Below are 18115 nucleotides of genomic sequence, written 5' to 3'. Positions count from 1 at the left end.
CATATTCTTATTGTTTATTAGCAGATAAACCCAGCTCAAGTTTTAATTCATTTCGTGATTTTTCATCAATTAAAAGGTTGCGTATTTGTTTACGCATTTGAGGGGAATTACCGATTGGGCCTTTCAGTGCTTTTAATGCCTCTCGAAGCTCAAGAACTTTTTTCAATTCATCAACTTGTTGGATAATACTATCTGGTTCAAAGTCACTTAACTGTTTTATACTTAGAGATATATCAATTGGCTCATCACTTCCTTTATTGATTTTATTTTCTACACTAAATTGAACTTTAAGGTCAAAGCTATCCATTACATCGGAGAAATTATATTTATTTATATTAATTAACTTTCTATCTTCCAGAGAAGTAACTATTTGACTTTGGGTGAAATCTCCTAAGACTAGCAGTTTAAAAGGGAGTTCAACGGCTTCTTTAGCGTTACCTACCGCTGGTTTATAAGATATATTAATACGCTCTTTAGGTGCAACTGAACCTGAGCGCTTGTCTTTCATAGACATATTATCCTCCAGTAAATTATAATGTTAACTTCTGCAACTTTAGGTGACAGAAAAAGTAAGCAATTCGTTATATCAAAAAGACATGAAAATGATATTTTATATAAATATATAATATATCATTTCTTTTTAAAAATTAGCATATAACGGATTAAAAGAAACATATATTTATATCAAGTTATTCATATATAGAGTTTGGTCACATTACGAGACTATAAAAATAACTATTTATGATATGCGGGCGGGAGATGCTCACTTTTTCTGTATGAAAAAACAACTAAATCCGGTTTTTTTGTATGAAAAACGAACTGATCTATTGATTCGCTTAAAAATAACACTTATTGAAATCTGAGAATGGGAATTATTCGATTATTCAGCACTAAAGATCAATAAACGATAGCCAATTTATTCAAAAAATAAATTAAACCGTAGAGGTCGAATTTTTTGTTTAATCCGGTTATAAATAAGAAAATTGATATTACCAGCAATAACGCTTTCATTATCCAATAACCAAGATGACTTAAATCTTTTTATTTTGGCAGGAATAAAACTATGAGTGCTTTACAACCTCTTATCGATACCTACTTAAATCATATTGCCAGCCAGCGTGGTTTGAGCCCTGTTACCATCACAAACTACCAAAGTAATTTAGCTGAATTTGTTGCCCTGTTAAATGAAAATAAAGTAGGCTGTTGGACAGAGCTTGATGGACAATTGGTGCGCTTAATGGTTAAAACGCTGCATAAAAAGGGCCTTAAAGCCCGTTCTATTGCAACCAAACTTTCCGCTTTACGCTCTTTTTTAGACTATTTAGTACAGTTTGATATTTTAAGTAACAATCCGGCAAAGGGTATAGCAGCACCCAAATTAGATAAGCCACTGCCTAAAAATGTGTCCGTTGATGATATGTTTCAATTGCTTGATATAGATGAAAAAGATCCGCTTAGTATCCGTGATCAGTGCATGATGGAACTGATGTACTCCTCTGGATTACGCCTTAGTGAGTTAGTTGGTATTAACTTACAAGATATAAAGTTATCTGCAAAAGAGATAATGGTAACAGGTAAGGGAAGTAAGCAACGATTATTACCTATTACCGATAGAGCGGTTGCGACTGTAAAAATCTGGCTTAAAATCCGTCCTGAATTTTGTATAAAGGACGAAAAAGCACTCTTTGTTTCTAAGCAAAAAAAACGTATATCAGCGCGTAATGTACAGGCTAGAATGGAAAAATGGGGCTTAAAACAAGCCTTACCGGGCCATATAAATCCACATAAATTACGGCACTCTTTTGCTACCCATATGCTTGAATCAAGTGGTAACCTGCGTGCGGTGCAAACCTTGCTCGGCCACGCAGATTTAGCCACAACGCAGATTTATACCCACCTGGATTTTCAGCATTTATCAAAAATTTATGACCAGGCACACCCGCGTGCTAAACGTAAAAAATAATTACAAAATAACTACAGAAATGGATATATCACTATGAAATACTACCGGGCAATTAAACCTTTTAAAGCGATTAGTTTTGATCTTGATGATACGCTTTATGATAATCACCATATCATCAAAAAAGCCAATCAATCGATTATTGAGCACCTTAATCAAACCTATCCTGAGCTGGCAGAATTGACCGAAAAACAGTGGTCATTATACAAAGATATAGAAGTGGCGGAATTTCCAGAAATAAAACATGATGTTTCTTTATGGCGAACCCAAACACTGACTCGAATAATGATCATTTACGGGATCCCGGAGTTTAAGGCCATAAAGTATGCACAACGTGCATTTTCTGAGTTTTTAAAACTGCGCAGTGATTTTGTAGTCCCGGAAGCAAGTTTAACGCTATTAGATAAGTTAGCACAAACTTACCCGATAATAGCTATTACTAATGGTAATGTTGATGAATTTAAAATCCAACTTGATGATAAATTTAAGTTTATTTTAAAAGCGGGTAATGGTTTTAAATCTAAACCAGAAGGTGATTTGTTTATTGAAGCGGCCAGACGTTTAAATATTGAAGTCAGTGATATTTTACATGTCGGCGATCATTTAATTAGTGATGTTTATGGTGCTCAAAACAATGGTGCACAAGCCGTTTGGTTTAATCCCAATAAGCAGTCTCTGAGTGGTGCGATGTTATTACCAACCGTGGAAATCAGTCGTTTAGATCAATTATATAAACTGCTATAATTTTCTTTTACTGAATAAATAAACAGGTCTTTTGTTATGGATGTTTCCTACTTAATTGATGATTTAAATGATCACCAGCGTGCTGCTGTTTCCGCACCCGAGCAGAATATGCTGGTTTTAGCCGGTGCCGGTAGTGGTAAAACACGTGTATTAACGCATCGAATCGCATGGTTGATGCAGGTAGAAAACATTCCAACATATTCTATTTTGGCGGTTACCTTTACCAATAAAGCCGCCAAGGAGATGCGTGGCCGTATTACGGATATTTGCCCGCAACAGATAGGCGGGATGTGGATAGGTACTTTCCATGGCACCGCCCACCGCTTATTGCGCCTGCATTATCAAGAAGCTAATTTACCTGAACAGTTTCAAATAATTGATAGCGATGATCAAAAAAAAATGGTCAAACGTATTATCAAAAGTCTTAATTTAGATGAAAAATATTACCCTGCTAAAGAGTTACAGTGGTATATCAACGATAAAAAAGATGAGGGTTTACGGGCAAAACATATTCAGGTTGGTTATAGCCAGCAGGAAAAACAACGCCTGCAGGTTTATCAAGCCTACGAAGAGGCTTGCCAACTTGCCGGATTAGTTGATTTCGCAGAATTATTATTACGTGCCCACGAATTGTTATTAAATAACCCTTCTCTGTTATTACATTATCAGCAACGTTTCCGCCATGTGTTGGTCGATGAGTTTCAGGATACCAATAAACTTCAATATGCCTGGTTAAACCTGCTTACCGAGAACAACAGTTATTTGACCATAGTCGGAGATGATGACCAGTCAATTTATGGTTGGCGGGGCGCTGACGTTGAGAATATTCAACGTTTTTTAAGGGAAAAAGATAATCCGGTGACGGTCTGCTTAGAGCAAAACTACCGATCAACGGGACATATATTAAATGCCTCTAACCAGCTTATTAAAAATAATAGTGACAGATTAGGCAAAGAGTTATGGACCAGCGGTGAAGATGGGCAACCCATTGCCATTTACAGTGCATTTAATGATTATGATGAAACACGTTATGTTACCTCGCAGTTAAAACTATGGCAAAATAGTGGTAAAAAGCTGGCTGAATGTGCCATTTTATACCGTAGCAATGCACAATCTCGTCTTTTTGAAGAACAGTTAATGGCACAACAGATTCCCTACCATATTTATGGTGGTCAGCGCTTCTTTGATCGTTTAGAGATAAAAGACAGTATCGCCTATCTGCGCTTAATCAATAATCATCAAGATGATGCGGCATTTGAACGTATTATCAATAAACCTAAACGTAAAATTGGTAATACCACACTTGATAAGATTCGACTTTGTGCCCGCGAGCAGGGTTATACCATGTGGCAGGCGAGTCTGTTTTTAATTGAGCAAAAACAACTGAGTGCGGGTGCGAATATTTCATTATCCGGATTTATTGAATTAATAAAGCGTTTTGAAAATGAAACCTCTGAGCTGCCTTTGTTTCAGACGGTTGACCATGTGATCCGTCACTCCGGTTTGCATAGCATGTTCGAAAATGAAAAAGGTGAAAAATCACGCAGCCGTATAGAAAATTTACAAGAGCTAGTTTCTGCAACTAAATCCTTTGTGATCCCCCCCGAAGAGCAGGAAATGAGCGAGGTCACGGCCTTTTTAGCTTATGCAGCGCTGGAATCAGGTGATAACCAGGCCGATGAATTTGATGATGCAGTACAACTAATGACCATGCATGCGGCAAAAGGATTAGAGTTCCCGCAAGTCTTTATGGTGGGTGTGGAAGAAGGCATGTTTCCCGGACAGCAATCTGCCGACGATGAAGTGCGCTTAGCCGAAGAACGTCGCCTTTGTTATGTTGGTATGACCAGAGCAATGCAAAAACTAACCCTTTGTCATGCCGAAAGCCGCCGTTTATACGGACAAGAGAAATTCCATTCTCCTTCTCGTTTTATTAGCGAGCTGCCAGAACAGGATATTGAATATATTCGTCTTAAAACCCAGGTCCGAAGAGTCCAGCAACCTACCGTTAAGCAGCCCGCATTTACCCGGGAAAATCAGGATATTTCAGGCTTTAGGATTGGCCAGCAAGTAACCCATCCTAAGTTTGGAGAAGGCACTGTTATTGCGCAGGAGGGCAGCGGAGAAAACAGTCGCTTACAAGTGAATTTTATGGGAGTAGGCAGTAAATGGTTAATGACCGCTTACGCTCGTCTCGAGACAGTATAGGTAGCAGTGTCAACATTAGGTAAAATATAGGTCTATTTTAACCTTTTTTATGTTTAAATTAAAAAAGGTTAACTAAACTTCATATAACTGTTATTACGGTGCTAAAAAATGACTCCGCCAAGCTGATAAATTCAGTATTGGTGTTGGTCTGAACCTATCATATTAAGGAATATATTATGCCCCCTAAACCTATTAAGGATTTCCTTGTCTACATAGAAGAATGTCATCAGGCGCTAGCTGATTTATATCTTAGACTTAGCCTTGAGGAAAATAATGAGAAGGTAAAATTGTTACTCGATTTTATGAAAAAAAAAGAGCAGCTATCTGGCCTGCAGCTTCATCAATATACGCAGCAGGCACCTCCCAGTTTATTAGAAACTGACTTAGATAGTGAATTTGATGACAGTTTTCCAATAAAATGTCAGCAGATGGAATTAAAAGCTGAATTATCCCTTGATGATGTTGTCGCTTTGGCAATCCGCTTTGACATACAGCTTATAGATTTACTGCAGACCGCAGCCCATAGTTCACCCACCATAAAGGCAGAAATAGCGCTTGGAAAGCTAGCCAATCAGGAAGAGGAAACCTTACACCATGTGGTGACGGCCCGCCATGAATTCGAATATATGTAATTTACAACTATTCGCTTACGGTCAATCACCTGATGTCCTTATCGACTTGACTCAGGTTATCTTATATTTACGCTCTTTTTAACACTTAACCTGATAAGGGGCTTAGTCAGGTAATATAATTTCTCTCAAGTATTTATTTTAAAGCCCTTCCCCTAGTCTTCATCGCTTATAAACGGTAGAATCTGCGCTTATTATTGGCCCGTATTAATTGGTGATTTATCTATGAAAGTGCATATCCAGCAACTACTCGAGCAAGCTATCGTTTGCCTTATAAAACAAGAAATTATTCCTGCGGATATCCAGCCTCGCATCAATATTGATCGCACCAAAGATAAGTCCCACGGTGACTACGCAAATAATTTAGCATTAATGTTAGCAAAACCTGCCAAACAAAATCCCCGCCATCTTGCTGAACTGATTATTGCCAACATACCTGAATCGACGTTAGTTATAAAAATGGAAATAGCGGGACCTGGATTTATTAACTTTTTTATTAATCCTAATTTCCTCGAAAAACAGATTGATGGCGCTTATTTGGATAAAAGATTAAATGTACAGATAGAAGCCAATCCGCAAACAATAGTAATAGATTATTCCTCGCCAAATCTGGCCAAAGAGATGCATGTTGGTCACCTGCGCTCATCTATTATTGGTGATGCGGTAGCGCGCACCTTAGAATTTAAAGGTAATAACGTTGTCCGTCAGAACCATGTCGGTGATTGGGGCACTCAGTTTGGTATGTTGCTCGCTTACATGGAAGAATTACGAGCTAAAGGTGAGCCCATTGAAAATAATCTGGCTAATTTAGAGATTTTTTATCGTGCTGCAAAAGGACGTTTTGATGAATCAGAAGATTTTGCAACCCGTGCACGACATTTAGTGGTTAAACTCCAGGGTGGCAATAAAGACTGTTTAAAACTGTGGGCAAAATTTAATGAAACCAGTCTTTCACACTGCCAGGAAACCTATCAGCGTTTAGGTGTAAGCCTAACCCGTGCAGATGTCCGGGGAGAAAGTAGTTATAACGATCAGTTAGCGGTGGTTGTTGAAGATCTTGATAAACAGGGTTTATTACAACAAAGCCAAGGCGCTAAATGTGTCTTTTTGGATAACTTTAAAAATAAAGAAGGCGACCCTTTACCTGTTATTATTCAAAAGAAAGATGGTGGTTTCCTCTATGCAACATCGGATCTCGCTGCGATGCGTTATCGCCAGAATGAACTTAATGCCGATCGCATTCTTTATTTTGTAGATGCCCGCCAGGGTTTACACTTCCAGCAGGTTTTTGAAGTTGCCCGTTCAGCGGGTTTTGTTAATGAGAAAACATCTCTTGAACATATGCCCTTCGGGACAGTAATGGGAGAAGATGGTCGCCCATTTAAAACCCGTTCAGGGGCGGTTGCCAAATTAGCGGATTTATTAACAGAAGCAGAAGTGCGTGCTTATGAATTAGTAAAAGAAAAAAACAAAGAGATGTCTGAACCAGAGCTTCGTCATATCGCTTCCGTGGTGGGTATCTCTTCGGTTAAATATGCCGATCTTTCTAAAAATCGTACCAGTGATTACACTTTTAGTTTTGATAGCATGTTAAGTTTTGAAGGTAATACCGCGCCGTATCTACTTTATGCATACACCCGTGTTGTTAGTATCTTTAATAAAGCGGGAATTGAGATGGGCAGTGTCACTGCAGCGGTTTCTTTAACCCAAGAGAAAGAAATAGACTTGGCCAATAAACTGATTCAATTTAATGATATTATTGATCAAGTTGCTAAACAAGGTATGCCGCACTTTTTATGTTCATACTTGTTTGAATTAGCAGGACTCTTTTCAAGCTTTTATGAGGCTTGCCCTATTTTGATTGCCGAAACGGAAACACAAAAACAGAGCCGCCTGAAACTGGCTGGATTAACCGCTAAAACGCTTAAGCAAGGTTTGTCATTACTGGGAATTAATACGCTGGAGCGCATGTAATCCATGGCAACCGAAAACAGACGAAAACCGGCTACTCCAAAAAAAGCCGTCGTGCGTAAACGCACGGCGGTAAAAAAAACAGCATCTAAAAAAGGGATTCCCTACTTAGCTATTTCTGCTGTTGTATTGATCATCGGATTTATTGGTTTTTTTATGTTTGGGGTTGAAAAACCGTCCGCGCCACAAAGAGTGAATAAACCTGTTCAGAAAAAAGAGGACGTTTTACCAGAAAAACCTCAACCTATCTGGGAATATGAAAAAACACTTAAAACCAAGAAAATAACCGTTGATATACCTGAAAAGGAAGCACAAACAAGACCTTATCAAATGCAGTGTGCTTCATTTCGTGCACGAGGTGATGCAGAATCACTCAAAGCTAAAATTGCATTTCAGGGTTTAAATAGCGAAGTATTAAAAACAGGTGATTGGTACCGGGTTATTTTAGGGCCCTATGAACGTAAAAGACTGGCAGAAAAACACCGTCATAAACTACAGCGAGCTAAAATTAATGGTTGCCAAATTTGGTTCTGGCGTTAAAGATAAAAGTGTTTTAAAAACCATTCCTTTTATCTTCTAATACCAAAATAAATCATTAAGCGATCATGTTGTAAAATAGGCATAAATCCTTTAACTGTTGATTTAAATGGGTATTCCCTCCTTTAAATTCTTATTATAATTTTATTGTTTTGCTCTAAATATAATAATGGCAATTCCATTAAATATCTATTTATTGGAATTGCCATTATTCCCTTGAAAAATAAATTATCCCCCACATATATTAACTATATAAGTGCCTATTTTTTACGGCCCATTCTCTTTCTCACTTTTAAGGTAAAAATATGACTACCATTGTTTCAGTACGTCGTGGCAACCAAGTTGTTGTCGGTGGTGATGGTCAAGTTTCTCTTGGCAATACGGTTATGAAAGGTAACGCACGTAAAGTACACAGACTCTATAACAATCAAGTAATAGCTGGTTTTGCTGGCGGTACAGCTGATGCATTTACCCTGTTAGAACGTTTTGAGGCTAAGCTTCAGGCACACCAGGGTAATCTTGAACGAGCAGCGGTTGAATTAGCGAAAGACTGGCGTACCGATCGATCGTTGCGCAGACTTGAAGCGCTATTAGCTGTGGCGGATAAAAACTCTTCTTATATTATTACTGGTAATGGTGATGTAGTCAGACCTGAAAATGATTTAATGGCGATCGGCTCTGGTGGTTATTTTGCACAATCGGCAGCGATTGCCTTGTTAGAAAATACCGATTTAGACGCGAAAACAATTGTCGAAAAAGCATTGGCTATAGCAGGCAATATTTGTGTTTTTACTAATGAAACTCACACTATTGAATGCATTGATTTCTCTGATGAAATTACTACTGAAAGTAAAAAATAGGGTATATAACTATGTCAAATATGACACCAAAAGAAATTAAACATGAGTTAGATCGCCATATCATTGGACAAGACAATGCCAAACGAGCTGTTGCTATTGCACTTCGTAATCGCTGGCGCCGTATGCAGCTTGATAAAGAAATGCGTCAAGAAGTCACCCCAAAGAATATTTTAATGATCGGTCCTACCGGTGTAGGTAAAACAGAGATTGCGCGCCGTTTAGCAAAACTCGCTAATGCTCCTTTTATCAAAGTTGAAGCAACTAAATTTACAGAAGTAGGGTATGTTGGTAAAGAGGTCGAATCTATCGTTCGTGATTTAGTCGATGTAGCCATTAAACTGACTCGCGAAGAAGAAATGGCAAAGGTTGCCCATAAGGCAGAAGATTTAGCTGAGGATAGGATCTTAGATATCCTTATTCCACCTGCTAAAACAGGCAATGATTGGGAAACTGTAAAAACAGAAGATAGTGCGACAAGGCAGTCTTTCCGTAAAAAACTGCGTGAAGGTAAATTGGATGATAAAGAGGTTGAGATAGATCTCCCTGCTCCACAAATAGGTGTGGAAATAATGGCTCCTCCCGGCATGGAAGAAATGACTAATCAATTGCAGGGCATGTTTCAAAGTATGTCAGGTAAAGATAAAACTAAAAAACGCAAAATGAAAATAAAAGAGGCGTTGAAAGTACTGATCGAATCGGAAGCTGCAAAATTAGTGAATGAAGAAGACATTAAAGAAAAAGCACTCTTTTCAGCAGAAAATAACGGTATTATATTTATCGACGAAATAGATAAAATTTGTAAGCGTGGTGATAGTGCCGGTCCTGACGTATCAAGAGAAGGTGTACAGCGTGATTTATTACCTTTAATTGAAGGTTCTACCGTCAGCACTAAGCATGGGATGGTGAAAACTGACCATATGTTATTTATTGCATCGGGTGCATTTCAAGTTGCTAAACCCTCAGATCTTATTCCCGAATTACAGGGCCGCTTACCAATTAGGGTTGAGTTAGAAGCACTGACAGAAGAAGATCTGGCAAAAATATTAACTGAGCCTAAAGCTTCCTTAAGTGAACAGTATAAAGCGCTGTTAGCAACCGAAGGTATAACGCTTCAATTTAGCAAAGATGGTATAGATAAAATTGCTAAATCTGCCTGGCATGTGAATGAAACCACCGAAAATATAGGTGCACGTCGTTTACACACATTAATGGAACGCATTCTTGATGAACTTTCCTATGAAGCTTCAGAACGGAAAGGTGAATCAATTACTATTGATGAAAATTACGTTGCTAATACGTTAGATGATTTGCTTGAAAATGAAGATTTAAGCCGATATATTTTATAAAACATTAAGTTATTAAACAAAAAAGGATCCTATATGGATCCTTTTTTATACTTCTGGCGCGTGCAGATCAACTGCGTAATAAGCCGTCATAAAACTCAGTTACAACAACAGAGCACGTAGAGCTTATCCCCCAAAAAATAGAATTATAATGAATAATATCCATTTAAATCAACATATTAATACTTTATTTTTTTATAATATGCTCATTTAATTATTTCTTTTGGTATTAATGAATCTAGCCGAGCGTGGAATATTTTTATCAGTGATCTAGAGAGTTTAACCACTCCCTTCAAGAGATTGAATCGACATGATAATACCAATTCTACTAATTATGCGATCTAATAGTATTCCAATTATTAAATAATGAAACGCTATTGATGACTACAAAAAAACATGACTTTACTGCATTAGCTAAAACGCATCAAAGCGTTCGAATGAGGCTCCGTTTTTTAGCACTTGCACACTTCCAAGAAGGTAATTCACGCACTGCTATCGCTAAATTTTTAAAGGTCAGCCGAACCAGTATAAATAAATGGATCTCTCAGTATCACCAATTTGGAATGGATGGCTTAATCGATAAAAAAACAACTGGCAGGCCTTTTCGATTATCGAACGAGCAACATAAGCAACTCATTCATTATGTAACTGAGTCATCTAAAAGTGAGCTTGGTGGACGATTAAATGGCTCAGACATACAACTTTATATAGAAGAAAATTTTGCAGTGCATTACCATTTATCAAGTGTTTATAAGTTACTGCATAAGTTAGGTTTTTCTTGGATAACATCCCGTTCTAAGCACCCTAAGCAATCAATTGAAGCGCAAGAGGATTTTAAAAAAATTCCAATTCAAAACGATCTTTAAGATCCCTGGTCATATTGCATTAGATCGTGTGGATATATGGCTACAAGATGAAGCACGATTTGGCCAGCAAAATACAACAACCAAATTATGGGCTGAAAAAGGTAGCCGTCCAAGAGCAGTAAAACAACAGCAATTCGAATACGCCTATTTATTTGGATCTGTCTGTATTACCAATGGCGCTTCAGAAGCACTAGTCGTACCTTATGTAAACAAAGACATTATGATGACGCATCTTCAACAAATATCAGATAGAACCCCAATTGATAGACATGCCGTTATCATCATGGGTGGTGCTGGTTGGCATAGCGATGATATTGACGCTGACTTCAAGAATTTAACAATCATAAAGCTGCCACCCTATTCACCCGAACTAAATCCGATTGAACAGGTATGGAGTTGGCTTCGACAACATCACTTAGCAAACAGATGTTTCAGTGGTTATGATTCAATAGTTGAAACTGTCTGTGATGCTTGGAATGATTTTGTAAGTGACAGCAAAAGAGTGATAAAAATGTGTACGAGGGATTGGATGTCATTGATCAGTTAAATAAGCGGATTGGTATAAGTTAATTAATGGAATGGGTATTATGTTATCAGTAGGGTGCATTCTATGCACCGCAACCAGCGGCAATCGGTGCGCGAAGCACACCCTACTGGATTAAATTGCCTTAGCTTCTGCGGAATGTGGGCGAGTCCGCTCATAAACATGGCTCTCGCCAAATTATCCAGGGCACGTAAAACTTAGCCCGTTCGTAACACTCAGCTATCGCTGAACTCACCCCGACTATCACATGGATTGAATGCCACTGCGTGGTTGCTCTTTATGTCCCATGTACGAGTATTCATCGACCTAAGCGCTTAAACGAAAAAATCCCTGCTGACGTTAGTCAACAGGGATTTATCTAGATTTAATTGCCAAGCTTGTGCGGAATACTAGCGATGGAACAGGACTCGCAGAGCTCGTCCGCTCATACCCCAGGCTATCGCCTGATTCTACAGGGCACGCAGAGCTTAGCCCGCTCATGACACATTGCTCGCGCAATACTCCCCCTACTATCACAAGGATTGAATGCCACTGCGTGGCTGCTCTTTATGTCCCATGCTCGAGTAGTCATCGCATCAAGCGCTAAAACGAAAAAATCCCCACCCTTCTTTCGAAGGATGGGGATTTATCGTTTATTAGGCGCTTGGCGATGACCTACTCTCACATGGGGAGACCCCACACTACCATCGGCGCAATTGCGTTTCACTGCTGAGTTCGGAATGGGATCAGGTGGTACCACAATGCTATGGTCGCCAAGCAAAAACTTTTTAAAGCTTAGGCTTTTTTTAGCTTTAAATTGTTTTGGCCGGTAGGAGATTAACGTGTTTTTGTTAATCTTCCGTAAGGCAACAATCTAAAGTCTTTTTAAAATTTAATTAGAAAAGCTGGTTTTATTGTTGTTTTTATCAAGCAATCATAGATATTTGTAAAATATGTTTCGCAAGCATATTTTTTTTTTGGTCACACACTAACCCACGTTGAGTTTTCAAAGAGAATGTTAATAACATTCTCTGACGCTCTAAGCTTATTGGGTCAGTCCAACACGCTTTAGGTGTTGTATGGTTAAGCCTCACGGGTAATTAGTACAAGTTAGCTCAATACATTACTGTACTTACACACCTTGCCTATCAACGTTGTAGTCTCCAACGGCCCTTTAGGGAGCTTAAAGCTCCAGTGAGAACTCATCTCGAGGCTCGCTTCCCGCTTAGATGCTTTCAGCGGTTATCGATTCCGAACGTAGCTACCGGGCAATGCATCTGGCGATACAACCCGAACACCAGCGGTTCGTCCACTCCGGTCCTCTCGTACTAGGAGCAGCTCCTCTCAATTCTCAAACGCCCACGGCAGATAGGGACCGAACTGTCTCACGACGTTCTAAACCCAGCTCGCGTACCACTTTAAATGGCGAACAGCCATACCCTTGGGACCGACTTCAGCCCCAGGATGTGATGAGCCGACATCGAGGTGCCAAACACCGCCGTCGATATGAACTCTTGGGCGGTATCAGCCTGTTATCCCCGGAGTACCTTTTATCCGTTGAGCGATGGCCCTTCCATTCAGAACCACCGGATCACTATGACCTACTTTCGTACCTGCTCGACGTGTCTGTCTCGCAGTTAAGCTGGCTTATACCATTGTACTAACCTCACGATGTCCGACCGTGATTAGCCAACCTTCGTACTCCTCCGTTACTCTTTAGGAGGAGACCGCCCCAGTCAAACTACCCACCAAACAGTGTCCCAAACCCCGATTCAGGGGCCATGGTTAGAACTCAAAACATACAAGGGTGGTATTTCAAGGTTGGCTCCACGTCATCTAGCGACAACGCTTCAAAGCCTCCCACCTATCCTACACATGTAGGCTCTAAGTTCACTGCTAAGCTGTAGTAAAGGTTCACGGGGTCTTTCCGTCTAGCCGCGGGGACGCAGCATCTTCACTGCGATTTCAACTTCACTGAGTCTCGGGTGGAGACAGCATGGCCATCATTACGCCATTCGTGCAGGTCGGAACTTACCCGACAAGGAATTTCGCTACCTTAGGACCGTTATAGTTACGGCCGCCGTTTACCGGGGCTTCGATCAAAAGCTTCGACCTGAGTCTAACCTCATCAATTAACCTTCCGGCACCGGGCAGGCGTCACACCCTATACGTCATCTTACGATTTAGCAGAGTGCTGTGTTTTTAATAAACAGTTGCAGCCATCTGGTATCTTCGGCCTCCAACAGCTCAGAGAGCAAGTCTCGTCACCGTCGGAGGCGTACCTTCTCCCGAAGTTACGGTACCATTTTGCCTAGTTCCTTCACCCGAGTTCTCTCAAGCGCCTTAGTATTCTCTACCTGACCACCTGTGTCGGTTTGGGGTACGATCCTCTATTATCTGAAGCTTAGAGACTTTTCCTGGAAGCATGGCATCAATGACTTCATCACCTTGGTGACTCGACATCGTGTCTCAGCGTTAAAAGAAACCCGGATTTACCTAAGTCTCCCGCCTACGCACTTGAACCTGGACAACCATCGCCAGGCCCACCTAGCCTTCTCCGTCCTCCCATCGCAATAATAAAGGGTACGGGAATATTAACCCGTTTCCCATCGACTACGCCTTTCGGCCTCGCCTTAGGGGTCGACTCACCCTGCCCCGATTAACGTTGGACAGGAACCCTTGGTCTTCCGGCGGGGAGGTTTTTCACCTCCCTTATCGTTACTCATGTCAACATTCGCACTTCTGATACCTCCAGGATGGTTTACACCTTTCCCTTCGACGGCTTACAGAACGCTCCTCTACCATGCCTATAAATAAGCATCCGCAGCTTCGGTGATATGTTTAGCCCCGTTAAATCTTCCGCGCAGACCGACTCGACTAGTGAGCTATTACGCTTTCTTTAAAAGATGGCTGCTTCTAAGCCAACTTCCTAGCTGTCTGAGCCTTTCCACATCGTTTCCCACTTAACATATACTTAGGGACCTTAGCTGGCGGTCTGGGTTGTTTCCCTTTCCACGACGGACGTTAGCACCCGCCGTGTGTCTCCCATGATTGCACTTGTTGGTATTCGGAGTTTGCATGGGGTTGGTAAGTCGGGATGACCCCCTAGCCCAAACAGTGCTCTACCCCCAACAGTGATACACGAGGCGCTACCTAAATAGCTTTCGAGGAGAACCAGCTATCTCTTGGTTTGATTGGCCTTTCACCCCCAGCCACAAGTCATCCCCTAATTTTTCAACATTAGTGGGTTCGGTCCTCCAGTTGATGTTACTCAACCTTCAACCTGCTCATGGCTAGATCACCAAGTTTCGGGTCTAATCCCAGCAACTATTCGCCCAGTTAAGACTCGGTTTCCCTACGGCTCCCCTATTTGGTTAACCTTGCTACTGAAATTAAGTCGTTGACCCATTATACAAAAGGTACGCAGTCACGGAACACAATGTCCGCTCCTACTGCTTGTACGTACACGGTTTCAGGTTCTATTTCACTCCCCTCACAGGGGTTCTTTTCGCCTTTCCCTCACGGTACTGGTTCACTATCGGTCAATTAGGAGTATTTAGCCTTGGAGGATGGTCCCCCCATATTCAGTCAGGATTTCTCGTGTCCCGACCTACTCGCTTTCACTGTAAAGAAGTTTTTGTGTACGGGGCTATCACCCTGTATCGCGGCACTTTCCAGAGCCTTCCACTAACTTTTAAACAGCTTAAGGGCTGTTCCAATTTCGCTCGCCGCTACTATCGGAATCTCGGTTGATTTCTTTTCCTAAGGGTACTTAGATGTTTCAGTTCCCCTCGTTCGCTTCGTTAAGCTATGTATTCACTTAACGATGACACTAAGTGCCGGGTTGCCCCATTCGGAAATTCCAGGATATAACGCTTGTTATCAACTCCCCTGGACTTATCGCAGATTACCACGTCCTTCATCGCCTCTAATTGCCTAGGCATCCACCGTGCACGCTTATTCACTTAACCATACAACACCTAAAAGGTGTCACTTTAAGCGTTTTTATGAATGTTAATAACATTCAAAAAACACATAAGATAACAAAATTTAGATTTTGTATTTATTTTAGTTTCCAAGACGCTTGCGATTTCTCATATTTTACAATACAAAAAACAACATTCGTTTTTCGTGCACCTAGAATTAATGTTTAACGATTAATTCGTAGATACGTACGTTATCCAAAGTATCAGTTTGAACAACATTTATTTTTGCTTGATTACGATTATTTAAATAAATTTAAATAATCGAGAACAATTTCGTTTAATTTATCACACCAATCAACACCTGAGTGCCATTGTTATTGTGTGATAAAAAGAACTTTTATCAGCTTTCCTAATTGTTAAAGAGCAAACTTTTTAGTAAAAAAAAGCTTAAGGTAAATTTTATAATTTATCTTAAGCCTCTCCTCAAAAAGAGGTTCATGTCGGATACTTATTATTACAATAAGTGGTGGAGCTATGCGGGATCGAACCGCAGACCTCCTGCGTGCAAGGCAGGCGCTCTCCCAACTGAGCTATAGCCCCGACATGTTGTGTATAAATAGACTCTGTCATGCGTTCCCAAATCAACGATTTGGTGGGTCTGAGTAGATTTGAACTACCGACCTCACCCTTATCAGGGGTGCGCTCTAACCAACTGAGCTACAGACCCAGCATAAGGTCTATCTATACTCTCTATACATTCTAATCAAACAATCTGTGTAGGCACTCATTGCAGCTGAATCACAAGAAAGCAAGCTTTCTCACTAAACGGCTTCGCCAAATATTGCTATTTGCCGACGATCTGTTTCTTTACGTAAGGAGGTGATCCAGCCCCAGGTTCCCCTAGGGCTACCTTGTTACGACTTCACCCCAGTCATGAACCACACCGTGGTCATCGCCATCCCCGAAAGGTTAAGCTAATGACTTCTGGTGCAGCCCACTCCCATGGTGTGACGGGCGGTGTGTACAAGGCCCGGGAACGTATTCACCGTGGCATTCTGATCCACGATTACTAGCGATTCCAACTTCACGGAGTCGAGTTGCAGACTCCGATCCGGACTACGACAAACTTTATGAGATTCGCATACCTTCGCAGGCTAGCAACCCTTTGTATTTGCCATTGTAGCACGTGTGTAGCCCATCCCGTAAGGGCCATGATGACTTGACGTCGTCCCCACCTTCCTCCGGTTTATCACCGGCAGTCTCCCTAGAGTTCCCACCATTACGTGCTGGCAACTAAGGATAAGGGTTGCGCTCGTTGCGGGACTTAACCCAACATTTCACAACACGAGCTGACGACAGCCATGCAGCACCTGTCTCAGAGTTCCCGAAGGCACTCTACTATCTCTAACAGATTCTCTGGATGTCAAGGGATGGTAAGGTTCTTCGCGTTGCATCGAATTAAACCACATGCTCCACCGCTTGTGCGGGCCCCCGTCAATTCATTTGAGTTTTAACCTTGCGGCCGTACTCCCCAGGCGGTCTATTTAATGCGTTAGCTTTGAAACCCACGGCATATAGCCACAAACTTCTAATAGACATCGTTTACTGCGTGGACTACCGGGGTATCTAATCCCGTTTGCTCCCCACGCCTTCGCGCCTCAGCGTCAGTCTTTGTCCAGGTGGCCGCCTTCGCCACTGGTATTCCTTCAGATCTCTACGCATTTCACCGCTACACCTGAAATTCTACCACCCTCTACAAAACTCTAGTTAACCAGTTTCAAATGCAGTTCCAAGGTTGAGCCCTGGGCTTTCACATCTGACTTAATTAACCGCCTACGCGCGCTTTACGCCCAGTAATTCCGATTAACGCTCGCACCCTCCGTATTACCGCGGCTGCTGGCACGGAGTTAGCCGGTGCTTCTTCTGCGAGTAACGTCACAGATAATGGATATTAACCATTACCCTTTCCTCCTCGCTGAAAGTGCTTTACAACCCGAAAGCCTTCTTCACACACGCGGCATGGCTGCATCAGAGTTTCCTCCATTGTGCAATATTCCCCACTGCTGCCTCCCGTAGGAGTCTGGACCGTGTCTCAGTTCCAGTGTGGCTGGTCATCCTCTAAGACCAGCTAGGGATCGACGCCTTGGTAAGCCATTACCTTACCAACTAGCTAATCCCACTTGGGCTCATCTTGTCGCGATAGCATATAAATAGAGGCCACCTTTGGTCCGGAGACATTATGCGGTATTAGCAGTCGTTTCCAACTGTTGTCCCCCGCAACAAGGCAAATTCCCAAGCATTACTCACCCGTCCGCCACTCGTCAGCAAAATAGCAAGCTATTCTCTGTTACCGTTCGACTTGCATGTGTTAAGCCTGCCGCCAGCGTTCAATCTGAGCCATGATCAAACTCTTCAATTTAAAGTTTAATTTGCAGCTTGCGCTGCGACTCAATATAACTGACTAAAACTAATTACTCTTATATTAATACCTAAGTATAAAAACTTCAGTATAAAAATAATGAATAACTTATTATTCTGAATAAATAAA

10 protein-coding genes, 2 tRNA genes and 3 rRNA genes are annotated in these 18115 nt (G+C 41.2%); 9 read left to right on the top strand and 6 right to left on the bottom strand.

The genetic code is table 11. The annotated features are described in order from the left end of the window. Positions 1 to 7 precede the first annotated feature (7 nt). Positions 8 to 514: a type VI secretion system contractile sheath small subunit gene (gene tssB, locus PING_RS00090; protein ID WP_011768445.1), complete on the bottom strand. Its 507-nt coding sequence runs from the start codon at positions 512 to 514 to the stop codon at positions 8 to 10. Between the two features lie 549 nt (positions 515 to 1063). Between tssB and xerC the strand changes: the two genes are divergently transcribed. From xerC to PING_RS19680, 9 genes are all read left to right on the top strand, one after another. After that, on the top strand, positions 1064 to 1963 hold the full coding sequence (gene xerC, locus PING_RS00085) for a tyrosine recombinase XerC (protein WP_011768444.1): 900 nt from the start codon (positions 1064 to 1066) through the stop codon (positions 1961 to 1963). Positions 1964 to 1996: 33 nt separating this feature from the next. Next, a complete protein-coding gene (locus PING_RS00080; protein WP_011768443.1) occupies positions 1997 to 2704 on the top strand; it encodes an HAD-IA family hydrolase in 708 nt (235 codons plus the stop codon). 36 nt (positions 2705 to 2740) lie between these two features. Then, positions 2741 to 4912 (top strand): DNA helicase II, encoded by a 2172-nt coding sequence (uvrD, locus tag PING_RS00075; RefSeq protein ID WP_011768442.1) that lies wholly within the window; start codon positions 2741 to 2743, stop codon positions 4910 to 4912. 176 nt (positions 4913 to 5088) lie between these two features. Next, entirely contained in the window at positions 5089 to 5544 is a 456-nt protein-coding gene (locus PING_RS00070) for a hypothetical protein (RefSeq protein ID WP_011768441.1), read from the top strand. 222 nt (positions 5545 to 5766) lie between these two features. Continuing rightward, positions 5767 to 7515 (top strand): arginine--tRNA ligase, encoded by a 1749-nt coding sequence (gene argS, locus PING_RS00065; RefSeq protein ID WP_011768440.1) that lies wholly within the window; start codon positions 5767 to 5769, stop codon positions 7513 to 7515. Between the two features lie 3 nt (positions 7516 to 7518). After that, positions 7519 to 8052 carry an SPOR domain-containing protein gene (locus tag PING_RS00060; protein WP_011768439.1) on the top strand — a complete coding sequence of 178 codons (534 nt, stop codon included), beginning with the start codon at positions 7519 to 7521 and terminating at the stop codon, positions 8050 to 8052. Between the two features lie 302 nt (positions 8053 to 8354). After that, the gene (gene hslV, locus PING_RS00055) at positions 8355 to 8909 is read left to right on the top strand and encodes an ATP-dependent protease subunit HslV (RefSeq protein ID WP_011768438.1); all 555 of its coding nucleotides are present in this window, start codon (positions 8355 to 8357) and stop codon (positions 8907 to 8909) included. Positions 8910 to 8920: 11 nt separating this feature from the next. After that, entirely contained in the window at positions 8921 to 10255 is a 1335-nt protein-coding gene (hslU, locus tag PING_RS00050) for an ATP-dependent protease ATPase subunit HslU (RefSeq protein WP_011768437.1), read from the top strand. Positions 10256 to 10632: 377 nt separating this feature from the next. After that, a protein-coding gene (locus PING_RS19680; protein WP_232279367.1) for an IS630 family transposase occupies positions 10633 to 11665 on the top strand; the annotation gives its coding sequence in 2 pieces (ribosomal slippage) (positions 10633 to 11096 and positions 11095 to 11665; 1035 coding nt in all). 638 nt (positions 11666 to 12303) lie between these two features. On the opposite strand, the gene rrf is transcribed toward PING_RS19680, so the two are convergent. The 5 genes from rrf to PING_RS00015 form a co-directional block, all read right to left on the bottom strand. Beyond that, positions 12304 to 12419, bottom strand: a 5S ribosomal RNA gene (rrf, locus tag PING_RS00035). A gap of 301 nt (positions 12420 to 12720) precedes the next feature. Beyond that, a 23S ribosomal RNA gene (locus PING_RS00030) occupies positions 12721 to 15612 on the bottom strand. A 479-nt stretch (positions 15613 to 16091) separates the two neighbouring features. Then, positions 16092 to 16167, bottom strand: a tRNA-Ala gene (locus tag PING_RS00025). Between the two features lie 50 nt (positions 16168 to 16217). Next, positions 16218 to 16294, bottom strand: a tRNA-Ile gene (locus PING_RS00020). A gap of 145 nt (positions 16295 to 16439) precedes the next feature. Further along, positions 16440 to 17986 (bottom strand): 16S ribosomal RNA (locus tag PING_RS00015). Together the 16S, 23S and 5S rRNA genes with 2 tRNA genes alongside form the textbook arrangement of a ribosomal RNA operon. Positions 17987 to 18115: the final 129 nt, after the last annotated feature.

It is taken from the genome of Psychromonas ingrahamii 37, from assembly GCF_000015285.1.
Lineage (GTDB): Bacteria > Pseudomonadota > Gammaproteobacteria > Enterobacterales > Psychromonadaceae > Psychromonas > Psychromonas ingrahamii.
This window is presented reverse-complemented; position numbering and strand designations above follow the sequence as displayed.

Bases quoted from the DNA above. Each gene is read 5' to 3' on its own strand.
- hslU (WP_011768437.1), top strand. From the start codon at position 8,921: ATGTCAAATATGACACCAAAAGAAATTAAACATGAGTTAGATCGCCAT.
- hslV (WP_011768438.1), top strand. From the start codon at position 8,355: ATGACTACCATTGTTTCAGTACGTCGTGGCAACCAAGTTGTTGTCGGT.
- uvrD (WP_011768442.1), top strand. From the start codon at position 2,741: ATGGATGTTTCCTACTTAATTGATGATTTAAATGATCACCAGCGTGCT.
- argS (WP_011768440.1), top strand. From the start codon at position 5,767: ATGAAAGTGCATATCCAGCAACTACTCGAGCAAGCTATCGTTTGCCTT.
- PING_RS00080 (WP_011768443.1), top strand. From the start codon at position 1,997: ATGAAATACTACCGGGCAATTAAACCTTTTAAAGCGATTAGTTTTGAT.
- PING_RS00070 (WP_011768441.1), top strand. From the start codon at position 5,089: ATGCCCCCTAAACCTATTAAGGATTTCCTTGTCTACATAGAAGAATGT.
- tssB (WP_011768445.1), bottom strand. From the start codon at position 514: ATGTCTATGAAAGACAAGCGCTCAGGTTCAGTTGCACCTAAAGAGCGT.
- xerC (WP_011768444.1), top strand. From the start codon at position 1,064: ATGAGTGCTTTACAACCTCTTATCGATACCTACTTAAATCATATTGCC.
- PING_RS00060 (WP_011768439.1), top strand. From the start codon at position 7,519: ATGGCAACCGAAAACAGACGAAAACCGGCTACTCCAAAAAAAGCCGTC.